The organism is Solwaraspora sp. WMMA2101 (assembly GCF_049179175.1).
GTDB lineage: Bacteria > Actinomycetota > Actinomycetes > Mycobacteriales > Micromonosporaceae > Micromonospora_E.
On the sequence record NZ_JBMHMA010000006.1, the window covers coordinates 3,878,222 to 3,893,205 of the forward strand.

12 protein-coding genes are annotated in these 14,984 nt (G+C 71.5%); 9 read left to right on the plus strand and 3 right to left on the minus strand.

Features of this window, described 5'->3' with window-relative positions; all coding sequences use genetic code 11:
* Nucleotides 1–68: 68 nt before the first annotated feature.
* On the minus strand, nt 69–1,196 hold the full coding sequence (serC, locus tag ACN28F_RS18545; protein ID WP_289209179.1) for a phosphoserine transaminase: 1,128 nt from the start codon (nt 1,194–1,196) through the stop codon (nt 69–71).
* 234 nt (nt 1,197–1,430) lie between these two features.
* Nucleotides 1,431–2,537, minus strand: a complete 1,107-nt coding sequence (locus ACN28F_RS18550; protein ID WP_289209180.1) for a citrate synthase 2 — start codon at nt 2,535–2,537, stop codon at nt 1,431–1,433.
* Nucleotides 2,538–2,763: 226 nt separating this feature from the next.
* On the opposite strand from ACN28F_RS18550, the gene pdxH reads away from it, so the two are divergent.
* The 7 genes from pdxH (at nt 2,764) to ACN28F_RS18585 (ending at nt 9,999) form a co-directional block, all read left to right on the plus strand.
* Complete coding sequence (gene pdxH / locus ACN28F_RS18555; protein ID WP_289209181.1) at nt 2,764–3,423, plus strand: pyridoxamine 5'-phosphate oxidase; 660 nt, start codon at nt 2,764–2,766, stop codon at nt 3,421–3,423.
* Between the two features lie 85 nt (nt 3,424–3,508).
* Entirely contained in the window at nt 3,509–4,459 is a 951-nt protein-coding gene (locus tag ACN28F_RS18560; RefSeq protein ID WP_289209182.1) for an aldose 1-epimerase family protein, read from the plus strand.
* Nucleotides 4,459–5,079 (plus strand): nitroreductase family protein, encoded by a 621-nt coding sequence (locus tag ACN28F_RS18565; RefSeq protein WP_289209183.1) that lies wholly within the window; start codon nt 4,459–4,461, stop codon nt 5,077–5,079. Before ACN28F_RS18560 ends, ACN28F_RS18565 begins: the two co-directional genes overlap by 1 nt.
* A 189-nt stretch (nt 5,080–5,268) precedes the next feature.
* Nucleotides 5,269–5,580 (plus strand): type II toxin-antitoxin system VapB family antitoxin, encoded by a 312-nt coding sequence (locus tag ACN28F_RS18570; RefSeq protein ID WP_282224159.1) that lies wholly within the window; start codon nt 5,269–5,271, stop codon nt 5,578–5,580.
* Between the two features lie 305 nt (nt 5,581–5,885).
* A complete protein-coding gene (locus ACN28F_RS18575; RefSeq protein ID WP_289209184.1) occupies nt 5,886–6,473 on the plus strand; it encodes a DUF4230 domain-containing protein in 588 nt (195 codons plus the stop codon).
* 295 nt (nt 6,474–6,768) lie between these two features.
* Nucleotides 6,769–7,983: a glycosyltransferase family 2 protein gene (locus ACN28F_RS18580; protein ID WP_421358887.1), complete on the plus strand. Its 1,215-nt coding sequence runs from the start codon at nt 6,769–6,771 to the stop codon at nt 7,981–7,983.
* A gap of 63 nt (nt 7,984–8,046) precedes the next feature.
* On the plus strand, nt 8,047–9,999 hold the full coding sequence (locus ACN28F_RS18585) for an arabinofuranosyltransferase (RefSeq protein ID WP_421358888.1): 1,953 nt from the start codon (nt 8,047–8,049) through the stop codon (nt 9,997–9,999).
* A gap of 34 nt (nt 10,000–10,033) precedes the next feature.
* Here the strand turns inward: ACN28F_RS18585 and ACN28F_RS18590 are convergent, their stop codons facing one another.
* On the minus strand, nt 10,034–10,240 hold the full coding sequence (locus ACN28F_RS18590; protein ID WP_421358890.1) for a PspC domain-containing protein: 207 nt from the start codon (nt 10,238–10,240) through the stop codon (nt 10,034–10,036).
* A gap of 390 nt (nt 10,241–10,630) precedes the next feature.
* Between ACN28F_RS18590 and ACN28F_RS18595 the strand changes: the two genes are divergently transcribed.
* Complete coding sequence (locus ACN28F_RS18595; RefSeq protein ID WP_421358892.1) at nt 10,631–12,787, plus strand: DUF5941 domain-containing protein; 2,157 nt, start codon at nt 10,631–10,633, stop codon at nt 12,785–12,787.
* Nucleotides 12,784–14,982 carry a bifunctional glycosyltransferase/CDP-glycerol:glycerophosphate glycerophosphotransferase gene (locus ACN28F_RS18600; RefSeq protein WP_421358894.1) on the plus strand — a complete coding sequence of 733 codons (2,199 nt, stop codon included), beginning with the start codon at nt 12,784–12,786 and terminating at the stop codon, nt 14,980–14,982. The genes ACN28F_RS18595 and ACN28F_RS18600 overlap by 4 nt, the downstream gene beginning before the upstream one ends.
* Nucleotides 14,983–14,984: the final 2 nt, after the last annotated feature.

The following is a 14,984-nucleotide window of genomic DNA, read 5'->3' on the forward strand; positions in this document are numbered from 1 at the left end:
GATTATACGGCAAATCGGTCGGTTCAGCCACAATCAGTGACTGAACCGACCGTGTCACCCGATTTCGCTCAGAGCCGCTCGATGACGTAGTCGACGCAGGCGGTCAGCGCCTCGACGTCGGCCGGGTCGACCGCCGGGAACAGCGCCACCCGAAGCTGGTTGCGGCCGAGCTTGCGGTACGGCTCGGTGTCCACGATGCCGTTGGCGCGCAGCGCCTTGGCGATCGCCGAAGCATCCACCCCGTCGGCGAAGTCGATCGTCGCGACCACGTTCGAGCGCAGCGCCGGGTCGGTGACGAACGGCGTCGCCACCGTCGAACGCTCCGCCCAGCCGTAGACCGCCGCCGCGCTCTCCGCCGTCCGTTTCGCCGCCCAGGCCAGCCCACCCTGGGCGTTCATCCAGTCGGTCTGCTCGGCGGCCAGGAAGATCGTTGCCAGCGCCGGAGTGTTGTAGGTCTGCTCCAGCCGCGAGTTGTCGATCGCGGTGACCAGGTCCAGGAACGCCGGGATGTACCGGCCCGACGCCTTGACCTGGGCGGCCCGCTCCAGCGCGGCCGGGGACATCAGGGCCAGCCAGATCCCGCCGTCGGAGCCGAAGCACTTCTGCGGGGCGAAGTAGTAGACGTCGGTCTCGGCCGGGTCGACCTCCAGCCCGCCGGCACCCGACGTGGCGTCGATCAGCATCAGGGCGCCGTCGTCGGCGCCAGCCACCCGCCGGATCGGCACCGCCACGCCGGTCGAGGTCTCGTTGTGCGGGGTGGCGTAGACGTCCACCCCCGCCTCGGCGACCAGCGCGGGTGCCGAGCCCGGGTCGGCCTTGTGGACCGTCGGCTCGCCGAGGAACGGCGCGTCGCGTACCGCCTTGGCGAACTTCGCCCCGAACTCGCCGAAGCTGGCGAACTGCGCCCGGTCGCGGACCAGGCCGAACGTGGCGACCTCCCAGAACGCGGTGGTGCCGCCGTTGCCGAGGATCACCTCGTAACCCTCGGGCAGGGCGAAGAACTCGGCGATGCCCCGGCGCAGCCGGGCCACCTCGTCGCGGACCGTCTTCTGCCGGTGCGAGGTGCCCAGGTAGCTGGTCGCGACCTCGGCGAGCGCGGAGACGGCCGCCGGACGGACCTTCGACGGGCCGCAGCCGAACCGGCCGTCGGCGGGCTTGATCTCGTCGGGGATGCGGATGGTCGCAACGTCAGCCACGGTTACCAGAAGTCCTTCCGGGTGCGCTATGGGTCTCCCATCCTCGCACCCGGGGCACCGGGCCCGGGGCGTGGTCTCACGCCTGCGACTGAGGCGTGCCCCACATCCCGGGCCCGTCGTCCGGGCCTCGGGACGTGGGGCCGGCCGAGGAGCGCCGGCCGAGGAGCGCCGGCCGAGGAGCGCCGGCCGACCGGGCAGCGTCGTGCGTGCGGCCGACCGGGCAGCGTGCGTGGGTCAGACGTCGTGCGGTACGGCGTCCCAACCGGCGACGTCGTGCGGCTTGCGCGGGGCCGGGCCGACGTAGCGCGCCGACGGGCGGACCAGCCGCTTGAGCCGCTTCTGCTCCAGGATGTGCGCGCTCCAGCCGCCCATCCGGGCGCAGGTGAACATTGAGGTGAACATGTGCGCCGGCACCTCGGCGAAGTCGAGCACCACCGCCGACCAGAACTCGACGTTGGTGGCCAGCACCCGGTCCGGCTTGCGGTTGTGCAGCTCCTCCAGGGCGGCCTTCTCCAGTGCCTCGGCCACCTCGTAGCGGGGCGCGCCCAGCTCCTTGGCGGTGCGTCGCAGCACCCGGGCGCGGGGGTCCTCCGCCCGGTACACCCGGTGTCCGAAGCCCATCAGCCGTTCGCCGCGGTCGAGCACGCCCTTGACGTACGCCTCGGCGTCGCCGCTGCGCTCCACGCCCTCGATCATGTGCAGCACCCGCGACGGCGCGCCGCCGTGCAGCGGCCCGGAGAGCGCGCCGATGCCCGACGAGATGCAGGCGGCGGCGTCGGCCCCGGTGGAGGCGACGACCCGGGCGGTGAAGGTGGAGGCGTTCATGCCGTGCTCGGCGGCGGAGATGAAGTACGCGTCGACCGCCTTGACGTGCCGTGGATCCGGCTCGCCCCGCCACCGGCGCATGAAGCGCTCGACGATGGTCTGCGCCTTGTCGATCTCCTTCTGCGGCACGGCCGGCAGCCCGAGCCCGCGTGCCGACTGGGCGACGAACGACAACGCGGTGACCGACACCCGGGCCAGGTCCGCGCGGGCCTGCTCGTCGGAGATGTCCAGCAGCTGCGACAACCCCCAGTACGGGGCGAGCATGGCGACCGCGGACTGCACGTCGACCCGGATGTCGCCGGAGTGCACCGGCACCGGGAACGGCTCGGCCGGCGGCAGACCCGGCCCGAACCGGCCGTCGACCAGCAGCGCCCAGACGTTGCCGAAGGAGACCTGTCCGATCAGGTCTTCGATGTCGACCCCGCGGTACCGCAGCGCACCGCCTTCTTTGTCAGGTTCGGCGATCTCCGTCTCGAATGCGATCACACCTTCGAGTCCTGGCTTGAAGTCGGACATATGGCTCTCCTGGGTGGGGATTTTGGTGGTCCGGCCCGAACGCCCGGTAGAACTGCTTCAGGCGGCCCTGACGGCTGCTACGTACGTGTTGCCTTTATGGTGCCCGCGTTGTTGCCTGTCTGGTGTCCGGCCGTGCCGTTTCGGTGATGTGGTGGCTCGGCCTCGTGTCCGGTGGGTAACCAGCCTAGGTTCGAGTGCCGGGGTAGCCCTAGACCAGGAGAGCGACGTGACGGGAGACACACCACGACCGGCCCCGATGCGTCGGGACTACCGCGACGCTCCCGAGCTGCGTCGCAGCGTTCTCGCCGCCGACTGGCACACCCAGTTCGCACGCTGGTTCGCCGAGGCGGTCGCGGCCGGAATCGCCGAGCCGAACGCGATGGTGCTCGCGACGGCGGACGCCGATGGCCGGCCGAGTACCCGGACGGTGCTGCTGAAAGGGTACGACGAGACCGGACTGATCTTCTTCACGAACTACCGGTCCCGAAAGGGTGGGCAGCTCGTCGCCAATCCCGCGGCGAGTCTGCTGTTTCCCTGGTACCCGATGTCGCGGCAGGTCGAGGTGTGCGGATCGGTGGTCCAGGTGCCCCGGGAGCAGACCGAGGCGTACTTCGCGACCCGGCCGCGCGGCTCCCAACTGGGAGCGTGGGCCAGCCCGCAGTCGCAGGTGGTGGCGGACCGCGCGGCGGTCGAGGCTGGTCTGGTCGAAGCGGACCGTCGGTTTCCCGGACCGTCGGCGGTGCCCCCGCCGCCACATTGGGGCGGGTTCCGGGTGGTGCCCGGGACGGTCGAGTTCTGGCAGGGCCGGGCCGGTCGACTGCACGACCGGTTCCGCTACCGTCGGGAGCCGACCGGCGGCTGGTCGATCGAGCGGCTCGCGCCGTAGAGCGACCTTTAATTTACGCTTAGCTGTTGTGGATCATGGGGTCGCGGGTGCGACGGTGCGTGGATCGACCCGTTATCGTCGCCGCATGGACAACGTCGATGCACGTCCGGGCCCACCGTCCGGAGCGCAGTGGACGATCACGGCACACGGACACGAGGCCGTCGTGGTCGAGGTGGGTGGCGGCCTGCGGGCCTACCGGGCCGGTGGATTCGACTACGTCGACTCCTACGCCGAGGACGAGCTCTGCGTGGGCGGCGCCGGCCAGGTGCTGATCCCCTGGCCGAACCGGATCCGGGACGGCCGCTACACCTTCGACGGCGTCGACCGGCAGTTGCACCTGTCGGAGCCGTCCCGGCACACCGCTCTGCACGGCCTGGTCTGCTGGTTGCCCTGGCAGCTGGTGTCCAAGGCGGCCGACGAGGTGGTGGTCGGAGTGACGCTGCCCGCCACACCCGGGTACCCGTGGACGTTGGTGCTGCGTACCAGGTGGCAGGTCGGCGCGGACGGCCTGCGGGTGACCCACCAGGCGACCAACGCGAGTGCCGAGCCGGCACCGTTCGGCCTCGGGGTCCATCCGTACCTGCGGTTGCCGGACACCGACGCCGACGACACCGTCGTGCGGTTGCCGGCCCGCAGTCGGGTCCTGGTCGACGGCCGGTTGCTGCCGATCGGTACGGCGAAGGTGGCCGGCAGCGAGTTCGACTTCACCGCCGGTCGGCGGGTCGGCGCCACCGTGCTGGACACCGCCTTCGGCGACCTGGACCGCGATCCGTCCGGCGGATCGGCGGCCCGGCTGTCCACGACGGACGGTTCGGCGGCCGTGTCGATCTGGGCCGATCCGGCCTTCGGCTGGTGGCAACTGTTCAGCGGCGACACGTTCGCACCGCCGCGCTACCGCCGGTCGATCGCGGTGGAGCCGATGACCTGCCCGCCGGACGCGTTCCGGTCCGGCCGCGACCTGATCGTGCTGGCGCCGGCCGAGACCTGGCAGGCCAGCTGGGGCATCCGCCCCGAGGCTGGGCCGGGCGCGCGCTGATGCAGCTGCGGGAGGTGATCCGCCGCCGGCGGATGGTGCGCAACTACGATCCGGACCGTCCGGTCCCACCCGAGGTCGTGCAGCGGCTGTTGGAGCACGCGATCCGGGCCCCGTCCGCCGGGTTCTCCCAGGGCTGGGGCTTCCTGGTGCTGGAGACCGCGGCCGACCGGGAGCTGTTCTGGACGGCGACGACGCCGGTCGCCGGGGATCCGGACACCGTGCGGCGCAGTCGCTGGTTGACCGGGATGAGCCGGGCCCCGCTGATCATCGTCCCGCACGCCAACCGGTCGGCCTATCTCGACCGGTACGCCCAACCGGACAAGGGCTGGACCGATCGGGACGAGGCCCGCTGGCCGGTGCCGTACTGGCACATCGACACCGGCTTCGCCGCGTTGCTGATGCTGCTGACCGCGGTCGACGAAGGGCTGGGCGCGTGTTTCTTCGGAATCCCGCCGGAACGCACGGACCACTACCGGGCGGCGTTCGGCGTACCGGAGGACTTCATCCCGATCGGCGCGGTGACCGTCGGCTACCGGGCACCGGACACCCGGTCGGCGTCGCTGCGCCGGGGGCGACGCCCGGTCGACGAGGTGGTCCACCGGGGGCGGTGGGGTGCCTAGTGCGGTGAAGCCGACAGCGAGGATCGGCCCGGTCGGTCGGACGAACTCGCTAGTCTGGCAGTCGCGCCGACGTACGGTGGCGGTCCGGCCCGGTGGTGTCCGACGGGTCGCGCCGGGTGACGGCGGCAGTGGCGAGGGGTTGTGAGTGGGCACATCGTTCGGTAGGCGACATGGGAGGAGCGCGCCGTCGTGATCTTCAAAGCGGTGCGGGACGGCCGTCCCTACCCGGAGCACGGGCTGACGCTCAAGCAGTGGGCCGAGATTCCACCCCGGCCGTTACGGCTGGATCAGTTGATCACCACCAAGCGTGAACTGGCACTGGACAAGCTCCTCGCCGAGGATTCGACCTTCTACGGGGATCTCTTTCCGCACGTCGTGCAGTGGAACGGCGCGCTCTACCTGGAGGACGGCCTGCACCGGGCGTTGCGGGCCGCGCTGCAGCAGCGCAACCAGATCCACGCCCGGGTCTACCTGCTCGCCGCCGAGCGGCTCGCCGGCTGAGCGTGGTCGCGCCGGTCGGCGCGACCGGGTCGCCGGCTGACCCGGTGCGGGGCGGCTTGCGGATGCGCGTGTCGTACCGGGGTCGTACGGTGTGCCCAGACGACCCGACCGTGGGCCGTCGTCTGGTGAGGACGGTGATCCAGATGCCCCGTGACGGCGATGGCCACGCAGCGACCCGGGAGTTTCCGGAGTATTCGGGCGGTGGAGCGGATCCGCAGACCGCCGGTGGACCTCCTGCCGAGCCCCGCTCGGGCGGTTGGCGCCGGGGGATGTTCTGGGCGGCGGTCGCTGCCGGCCTGGTAGCGGTGCTGGCGCTGACCACCCAGGCCGCCGGCATGTTGCCCAGCTGGCGTAACCCCTTCGCGCAGGAGGAGACCGACCGCACCCAGCCGCCGGTGCTGCAGTCGATCCAGGATCTGAGTCGGTTCGTCGCGGCGGAGGGCACCTTCCAGGTCGTCGTGGACCTGGAACAGGACCGACGGTACGTTCCGGACTTTCTGCTCAACGAACGTACCCTTTTTGTCGGTGTCGGCGCAGTCGAGGCATATGTTGATTTCGGGCAGATCGGCGAAGATGCGATCATTGTCGCTGAAGACGGTCTTTCCGCAGAAATTCGGTTGCCGGCACCGCAGTTGACCGATGCCGACCTGGACCTCGCCAACAGTTACGTCTTCGCCGAACAGCGCGGTCTGCTCAACCGACTCGGTGAGGTGTTCGGTGGGGACCCGAACCGGCAGCGACAGGTGTATCAGCTCGCCGAGGAGCGGATCGCGGCGGCCGCACGGGACAGTGGGATCGCCGAGCGGGCCGAGAACAACACCCGCAAGATGTTGGCCGGGCTGTTGCGTTCTCTGGGTTATGAAACGGTTACTGTAACGTTCGTGTCGCCCTGAGTGGTGACGTCGACCGACGGTCACTGGTGCGGTAGTAGCGCCGTGAGCTGCGCGATGATCGGCCAACGTGGTGCGAAACTTCCGCACAACTGGGTGACACCCTGAAAGGGTGGCGGCTCCGCGATCCGAATCATCCGCTGGGCCCGCGTTTCTTCACCGGGTCCGAGCGCGTGTCGGATGGCGGCCACGTTAGAGTGCAGCCGAAGGCCATTGTCGTAACGGCGCGCCGGCTGGACCGTCTTCCGTCGCGCGGCTGGCCTGATCGTGGGATCACTAGTTTTCGGGGGTATCACCCGTGCGCAGCGACCAGGTCGAGGTCACCGTCCTGCTTCCCTGCCTCAACGAGGCGGAGACCCTGGAGGTCTGCATCCGCAAGGCCCGCCAGGCGCTCGACGAGTTGGGCGTCCAGGGTGAGGTGCTGGTCAGCGACAACGGTTCCACCGACGGATCCCAGGAGATCGCGGTGCGGGCCGGCGCCCGGGTCTCGCATGCCCCGATCCGCGGCTACGGCGGTGCCCTGATCAACGGAATCGAGCAGGCCCGCGGTCAATACGTGATCATGGCGGACGCCGACGACTCCTATGACCTGTCCACGCTTGAGCCGTTCATTCAGGCGCTGCGTTCCGGTCACGACGTCGTCATGGGCAACCGCTTCCGGGGCGGCATCGCCCCAGGAGCCATGCCGTTCCTGCACCGCTACCTCGGCAACCCGGTGCTCTCCTGGCTCGGCCGGCGGCTGTTCAACCTGAAGGTCGGCGACTTCCACTGCGGCATCCGGGGGTTCAACCGGGACCGGATCCGGCAGCTGCAGCTGTGCATGCCGGGCATGGAGTTCGCCTCCGAGCTGGTGGTCCGGGCGGCGCTCAACGGATACGACATCGTCGAGGTGCCGACCACGCTCAGCCCGGACGGTCGCAGCCGCCCACCGCACCTGCGGACCTGGCGCGACGGCTGGCGGCACCTGCGTTTCCTGCTGGTCTTCGCGCCGCGCAAGACGCTGATCTGGCCAGGTTCGGCGCTGTTCATCCTCGGCCTGATCGGCACCGCGACCCTCGTTCTCGGCCCGCTCGTCGTCGCCGGCATCGGCTTCGACGTGAGCACCCTCGTCTACACCTGTCTCGCGATGCTGGTCGGCGCACAACTGCTGCTGTTCGGGGCGTTCGCGCTGATCTACGGCAGGTACGAGGGCATCACCAACCTGCAGCAGGCCGATCGCTGGGGTCGCTACATCCGGTTCGAGACCTGCACCGCCGGCGGCGTCGCGCTGATCCTGCTCGGCCTCGTCGGTACCATCGTCGCCGTCGCGACCTGGGGCGCGACCGGGTTCGGTGCCCAGGACGTGAGCGCCACGATGCGGGTGGTGCTGCCCTCCTCGACGGCGATCGGCCTGGGTGCCACACTCATCTTCGCCGGGCTCTTCTCCAGCCTGCTCAGCCTGCGACGGGTCTCCGTCGCGGTCGCCGACCAGGAGACCCCGTCGCCGAACACGCTGGCCGCGAGCGCCAACTGAGCGAGGCGGCCCGGGCCGGGCGCGGCGACCGAACCTGACAACGGCGACAGCTGACGGAGCACGATGACTGTCGAGACAACCCCGGCCGATCTCGGCGAGGCGCCGGACGGGGCCCGGCCTGCGCCGGGCGTCGTGGCCACCGCTGCCGCCGACCGTACGGCTGCGACCCGGCGCGGACCTCGACAGCTGGGCGTGGTCCTGCGCCATCCCAGCCTCGTCGCGGTGCTGGTCTGGCTGCTGGCCACCCCGGTGGCCTTCGTACTGCCCGGCATCGTCGGCAAGGACCCGTTCACCGTCGCCGGTCGCGCCTTGCCGGTGGCCGGTGGCCTGCTGCTGGTGTCGGTGGTGCTGGCCGCGGCGGCGGCCGCCCGTCGCTGGGTGCCCGCGGCGCTGGACGCCCTGGCCGGTGCCGCCGCCGGACTGGCCGGTGCCTGGCTGGTGCTGGTGCTACGGTCCGCGCTGTACGGCACCCCGTTCGGCTTCGGTGGCCTCAGCGGCGACATGCTGCGGATGACCGCGTCGGTGACCCGCTACACGGTCACCACCGCCAGCGCGGACACCAACATCGTCGGGCTGCCGTCGGAGTACCCGCCGCTGTACGCCTGGCTGGTCGGCCGGGCCTCGGTGCTGCTCGACCAGCCCGCCTGGCGGTTGCTGGCCGACGCCGAGGTGCTGTTCATCTCCGCGTCACTGCTGGCCGGCTTCCTGCTGTGGCGTCGGCAGGCGGGGGCCTGGACCGCGTTCGCGATCTCCTGTGTCGCGGTGCTCGCCTGGTCCGACCCGCGCAAGGCGTACGAGGTCCTGGCGTTGGTGATCTTCATCCCCTGGGTGCTGGAGACCTTCGCCCGCCCGCCGCGCAACCGCCTGCACTGGCTGAGCTCCGGGTTGCTCGGGGGTCTGCTGGTCGTGCTCTACCAGGCCTGGCTGGTCTACGCCGCGCTCGGGCTGATGGTGATCATCGTGCTGGCGTGGCGGGCGGAGCCGGACCGCTGGGCGTACGTCCGCCGGCTGGCGGGCGTCGCCCTCGTCGCCACCGTCACCTCGTCCTGGTACGTGCTGCCGTACGGCTGGACCCTGCTCACCGACGGCGGTGGGCAGCTGGTCTCCGACCTGTACACCTCGCCGTACTACCTCTCCGGCCTGCTGCCGTTCCTGGACATCCAGTCCTCCGACGGCAGCAACATCCTGCTGCGGGCCCTGCAACTGGTCGGCATGATCGGCCTCGTGTGGCTGCTGCGCCGCGCCTGGTGGGCGCCTCCGCTGCTGCTGATCGCCGGGGCCGCGTTCGCGTACCGACTGTTGTCGATGGTCCGTTTCCTGCTGACCGGGCACACCGCCTTCGCCCACTACACCGTGCGGCTGTACGGCGTGGTGCTGGCGATCGCCGGGGTGCTGACCCTGGTGCACGTCGTACCGCTGGTGCTGCGTCGGCTGCGGGTGGCGCCACCGGTCGGGCTGGTCGGCGCACCGCTCGCGGTACTGCTCGCCTGGGGTGTGACCGCCTACACCGGGGCGTGGATGCCGCCGAGCAACGGGTCCGGCTCGTCCTACGCGACCGCCGCTCACGCCGAACCGCTGCCCGGCGGCGGCTACCCCCGGTACGCGCCGGCCAGCGGGCGCCCGGCCTGGTTCCCGGTCGAGCCGGTCCGCCTGGCCGTCGAGGAGGTCACCGGGCCGGACCCCGAACGGGTGACGGTGAGCGTCGACGAACGGCTCTTCTCCTACCTGCCGTGGCCCGGGTACCTCAGCAACGACCGTACCGCCGGCGGCACGCTCACCCATTGGGACGAGCGCAAGGCCGAGCTGACGGCCCTGGCCGCGCAGCGGGACCCGGCGGCCTTCGCCGCCGAGTCCGCCGCCACGGCGTACGGGCCGATCGACGTCTTCGTGCTCACCCGCGACGGCGACGAGCTGATCTGGGAGGATCTGCGGTTCCAGCGCGCCCAGTTCGACGAGCGGTACTGGGCGGTCCGCGAGGATCTGCCGGCGCAGGTGGCGGTCTTCGTCCGGCGGTGACCGGGCTCAGGGTTCCGCCCGCCGGTGACCACGGTCAGTGCGAGGTGGCGAGGTACCGGTCCTCGTTCGGCATGACGATCCAGAGCGCCAGGTAGATGATCACCTGGGTGCCGGGCAGCAGTAGGGAGAGCAGGAACAGCAACCGGACCATCCCGGCCGAGATGCCGAACCGCCGGCCCAGGCCGGCGCAGACACCGGCGATCATCCGTCCGTCGCGGGGTCGTACCAGTTTGCGGCTCATCGCCACGCTCCTTGTCCACTAGTCTCGGCTGCCCTGTCGGCTGCCGACGGCTGTCGTCACGGTCGTGACCGCCAGCCATCTTCAACGGTAGGGGCGCCGTCGCCCGGCTCCATCAGTCCTGCGACGGATCGGTGACGGTGCCTCCCGTACGGGTCCTACCCTGATCCGATCAAGATCATCGCAGCCGGTCGATCGAGCTGACTCCCGTCCGTGTCACCTGCCGGATGTGTGCGCTACCCGCGTTGTTCACCGACTGCTAACCTTGCCCGCGTCGTCCGCCCGGCGGTGTCCCCAACCGTCGGACAGGTGGTGTCGTCACGGGCCGCCGCTGGGCGACACCACCCCTCGGAGCGCCCGGTCGCTCCCGGCTCGTACGACGGAAGCGCGGATGTGACACTGGCGATCCTCACCCCGGCCACCCGAGCCCCCGCCGCTGACCAGGGCGGACTGCTGAGCGCGGGCGGGCTGACCCTGCCCGATCGGATCCGGGCACAGCTCGCCGAAGCCGGTGCCGACGAGGTGCGCACCGCCGGGCCGGCCCAGCTGGCGGACCTTGCCGAACGGGCGACCGGGCCGGTGCTGCTGTGCGCCGCCGACGTGGTCGCCCACACCGAGCTGTTCCGCCTGCTCGACTCGGGCCCGGCAGGCATCACGAGAGCGTTGCTGCTGCCCGCCGCCGACGGCACCGGTGCCCTCGCGGTCGGGGCCCGGCGCGGGAACCTCGTCACCGCCCCGGCACCGACCGCAGACGGTGCCGCCCCGGCCGGTACGGACGTCGGCGGGCCGGTCTTCGGCGGGGTGCTGCGGGTCGGCGTCGGCGATCTGCCGGCGTTGGCCACCGCCGCCCGCCGGGTCGCCGACCGTCCCGGCGACGCTACCCGCCAACCGCTCGACGCGATCCTCGCCGAGCTGGTGGCCGCCGGCACCACCGTCGGTGCGTACCCGCTGCGTCAGCTGGTCGCGGTCCGGGTCACCGACCAGGCCGGGGTGGTCGCCGCCGAGGCGCAGGTGCGGGCCGTCGACCCGGACCGGGCCCGGCTGCGGCTGGCGGTCAAGGAACACGACGACCTGTTCGCCACGTACTGCGTCAGCAGTTGGTCGCCGCTGGTCACCAAGGGTGCGGCGCGGCTCGGGCTGAGCCCGAGCGGGGTCACCGCCATCTCGGTGCTGTTCGCCGGTGCGGCCGCGCTGCTGTTCGCGGTCGGTGACCGGCCGCCGGTGCTGCTGCTCGGCGCGGTCCTGCTCTACCTGGGCTTCGTCCTCGACTGCGTCGACGGTCAGCTCGCCCGCTACACCGGGCGGTACAGCGCCTTCGGCGGCTGGCTCGACACCATCGCCGACCGGGGCAAGGAATACCTGGTGTACGGCGGACTGGGTGCCGGCGTGCAGCTGTCCGGTGCCGCCGACGGCTGGCTGCTGGCCACCGCCGCGATCGTGTTGCAGACCGTTCGGCACATGACCGACGCCTGGTACGGGGCGCTGCACGACGAGGCCGCCCGCCGCATCCCGGTGGCGTCGGCCGACTCGGGCGCGGCGGCGGGCGTCGGCAGCCGGCTCAGCCAGGTCTCCGACCGGGTCCTGGCCGCCCCCGGGTCACCGGTCTACTGGGCGAAGCGCACGGTGGTCTTCCCGATCGGCGAGCGGTGGGCGTTGATCGCCGTCACCGCCGCCGTCCTCGGCCAACGGGCCGCGCTGCTCGCCGTGCTCGGCTGGGGGGTGCTCGCGTTCTGCTACACGCTGGCGCTGCGGTCGCTGAGGTCACGGTCCATGCGGGTTCCGGTCCTCGCGGCGGTCGACACCGCCCGGTACCGCGACGACGGACCGCTCACCCGGCTGCTCGCCCACCGGGTCGGTGCGGTGGTCGTCGCCGGGTCCGGCCAGTTGCCGCTCGTCGGCGCCGCGGTGGCCGCGGCCACCGCAGCGCTGCTGCTGCCGGCGTTCGGCGTCGCCGGCGGGCTCAGTGCCGCGGCGCTGCTGGTAGGTGCGGGTGCGGCGCTGGTGGCGGGGATCGCCAGTGCGGCCCGGCCGGCCGTGGGGTCGCTGGACTGGTTGGTGCCGGCCGGACTGCGGGCCGTCGAGTTCCTGATCGTCGTCGCCGCCGGCGCGGTCGCCGACGTGCCTGCGCTCGTCACCTACGGACTGCTGTTCGTCCTCGCCCTGGGGCACTACGACCTGACCGCGCGGCTGGAGAAGCGGCTCGGTGCGCCGCCGCTGCACCGGTGGAGCCTCGGCTGGGACAGCCGGGTCCTGCTGATCACGCTGACCAGCGCCGGGGCGACTCTGGCCGCCGCCACCGGGTCGGGCGCGGCCGCCCCGACGACCCTGGCCACCGGCGCCACCGGCGCGCTCGCCGGCTACCTGGCGGTGCACTTCGTGGCCACCGCAGTACTCGACCACCGGCCGACACCGGCGCACCCCGACCACCGGCCGTCGGCCGGGGTGTCGGTGCCGGCTCCCCGCCGCCCCACCGACTTGCCGGTCGACCCGGCAGCACCCCTCAGCTCCGCCGGCCGCCCCGCCGGCCCGACCACAGGTGACCTCGGATGACATTGCTCAGCATCGTTGTGCCGGTCTACAAGGTGCAGGGTTACCTGCGGGAATGCCTCGACTCGATCCTCGACCAGTCGTTCACCGACGTCGAGGTGATCGCGGTCGACGACTGCTCCCCGGACAGCTCCGGGCAGATCCTCGCCGAGTACGCCGCCCGCGACCCCCGGCTGCGGGTGCTGTCCCTGCCGGTCAACGCCGGGCTCGGCGGTGCCCGCAACGCCGGGCTGGACGTGGCGACCGGTGAGTACGTCTGGTTCCTCGACAGCGACGACTGGCTGACCGACGGATCGCTGCGCGCGGTCGCCAACCGGCTCCGCGACACCACCCCGGACGTGCTGATCGTCGACCACGCGAGGGTGTTCTGGAACTTCCACGAATCGGCCAGTGCGCTGCGGCAGGCGTTCCCCACGTCACCCGGTGCCGAGGTGTTCGACGTACGGACCCGGCCCGAGACGCTCAAGGTGCTGCACACCGCCTGGAACAAGGTCACCCGGCGAGAGTTCCTGGTGGACCTGGGGCTGCGGTTCGCCGACGGCTGGTACGAGGACGTCTCGTTCACCTTCCCGCTGCTGGTCGCCGCCGAGCGGGTCACCGTACTCGACCGGGTGTGCGTCAACTACCGGCAACGGCGTACCGGTGCGATCACCCGGACCCGCAGCCCCCGGCACTTCGAGATGTTCGACCACTGGGGACACACCTTCGACTGGCTGGACCAGCGCGGGCCGCAGGTCGACGCCGTACGGCCGCAGTTGTTCGCTCTGATGATCTCGCACTACCTGATGGTGCTCGGCCACAGTGGCCGGCTGCCCCCGCAGCTGCACCAGCAGTTCTTCGCCCGCGCCCACGCCGACTGCCAGCGTCGGCTCCCGCCCGGCGGGTACCCGGTGCCCGGCGGTGTCGAAGGGCTCAAGCGTCGGCTGCTCGCCGCCAACCGCTGGCGGACCTTCGCCGCGCTGCGGGTCGTCCAACGCGCCCGCAAGAAGGCGATCTCCACGGTCAAGCGGATCGGTCGTCCGGTCAAGCGCGGTCTGCGCGAACTGGCCCGCACCGGCCGGCGGACCGCGCTGCTCGGCTACTACCGGATCCAGCTGCGCCTGCCGATGGACCAGTCGATGGCGCTGTACGCCGCTTACTGGTACCGCGGCTACAGCTGCAACCCGGCCGCGATCCACGCCAAGGCGGCCGAGCTGGCCCCACACGTCAACGGGGTCTGGGTGGTCCGCCGGGACCGGGCCGCCAGCATGCCGGCCGGCGTGCCGTACGTCGTCGCCGGCACCTGGCGCTACTACCGGGCGCTGGCCCGTGCCAAGTGGCTGATCAACAACGTGAACTTCCCCGACTACGTGCGTAAACGGCCCGGATCAGTGCACATCCAGACCCACCATGGCACTCCGGTCAAGGTGATGGGGCTCGACCAGCAGCGGCACCCGGTCGGCGCCGCGTCGATGAACTTCCCCCATCTGCTGCGCCGCATCGACCGGTGGGACTTCAGCGTCAGCGCGAACCACTTCTCCACCCAGATGTGGGAGCGGGCCTACCCGGGCGACTTCGTCTCGCTCGACACCGGCTACCCGCGTAACGACCGGCTGGCGCTGGCCACCGACGCCGACGTGGCGGCGGCCCGCGCGGCGCTCGGTATCGGCCCCGACGAGCGGGTCGTGCTCTACCTGCCGACCCACCGGGAACACCAGCCCGGCTGGCAGCCCGACTTCGACGCCGACGCCCTGGCCGAAGTGCTCGGCCCGGACGCCTGGCTGCTCATCCGCAGCCACTACTTCCACGACCGGCAGCGCACCGGCCGGGCCCCGGATGCCCCGGCCAGCGGCCGGATCCGGGACATGTCCAGCCATCCGGTCGTCGAGGACCTGTACCTCGCGGCCGACGTACTCGTCACCGACTATTCTTCGGCGATGTTCGACTACGCGGTCCTGGACCGGCCGATCGTGATCTACGCGCCGGACGCCGAGGCGTACGCGATGGCCCGTGGCGTCTACTTCGACATCACCGCCGAGCCGCCGGGCGCCGTCGCCACCACCTTCGGGCACCTGCTCGACGTCTTCCGTACCGGTGCGGTCGGCGACGACGCCGCGGTCAAGGCCCGGACCCAGTTCCGCGCCCGGTTCTGCCATCTCGACGACGGGCACGCGGCCGAGCGGGTGGTCCGCCGGGCGTTGCTCGGGGAGCAGGGCTGAAC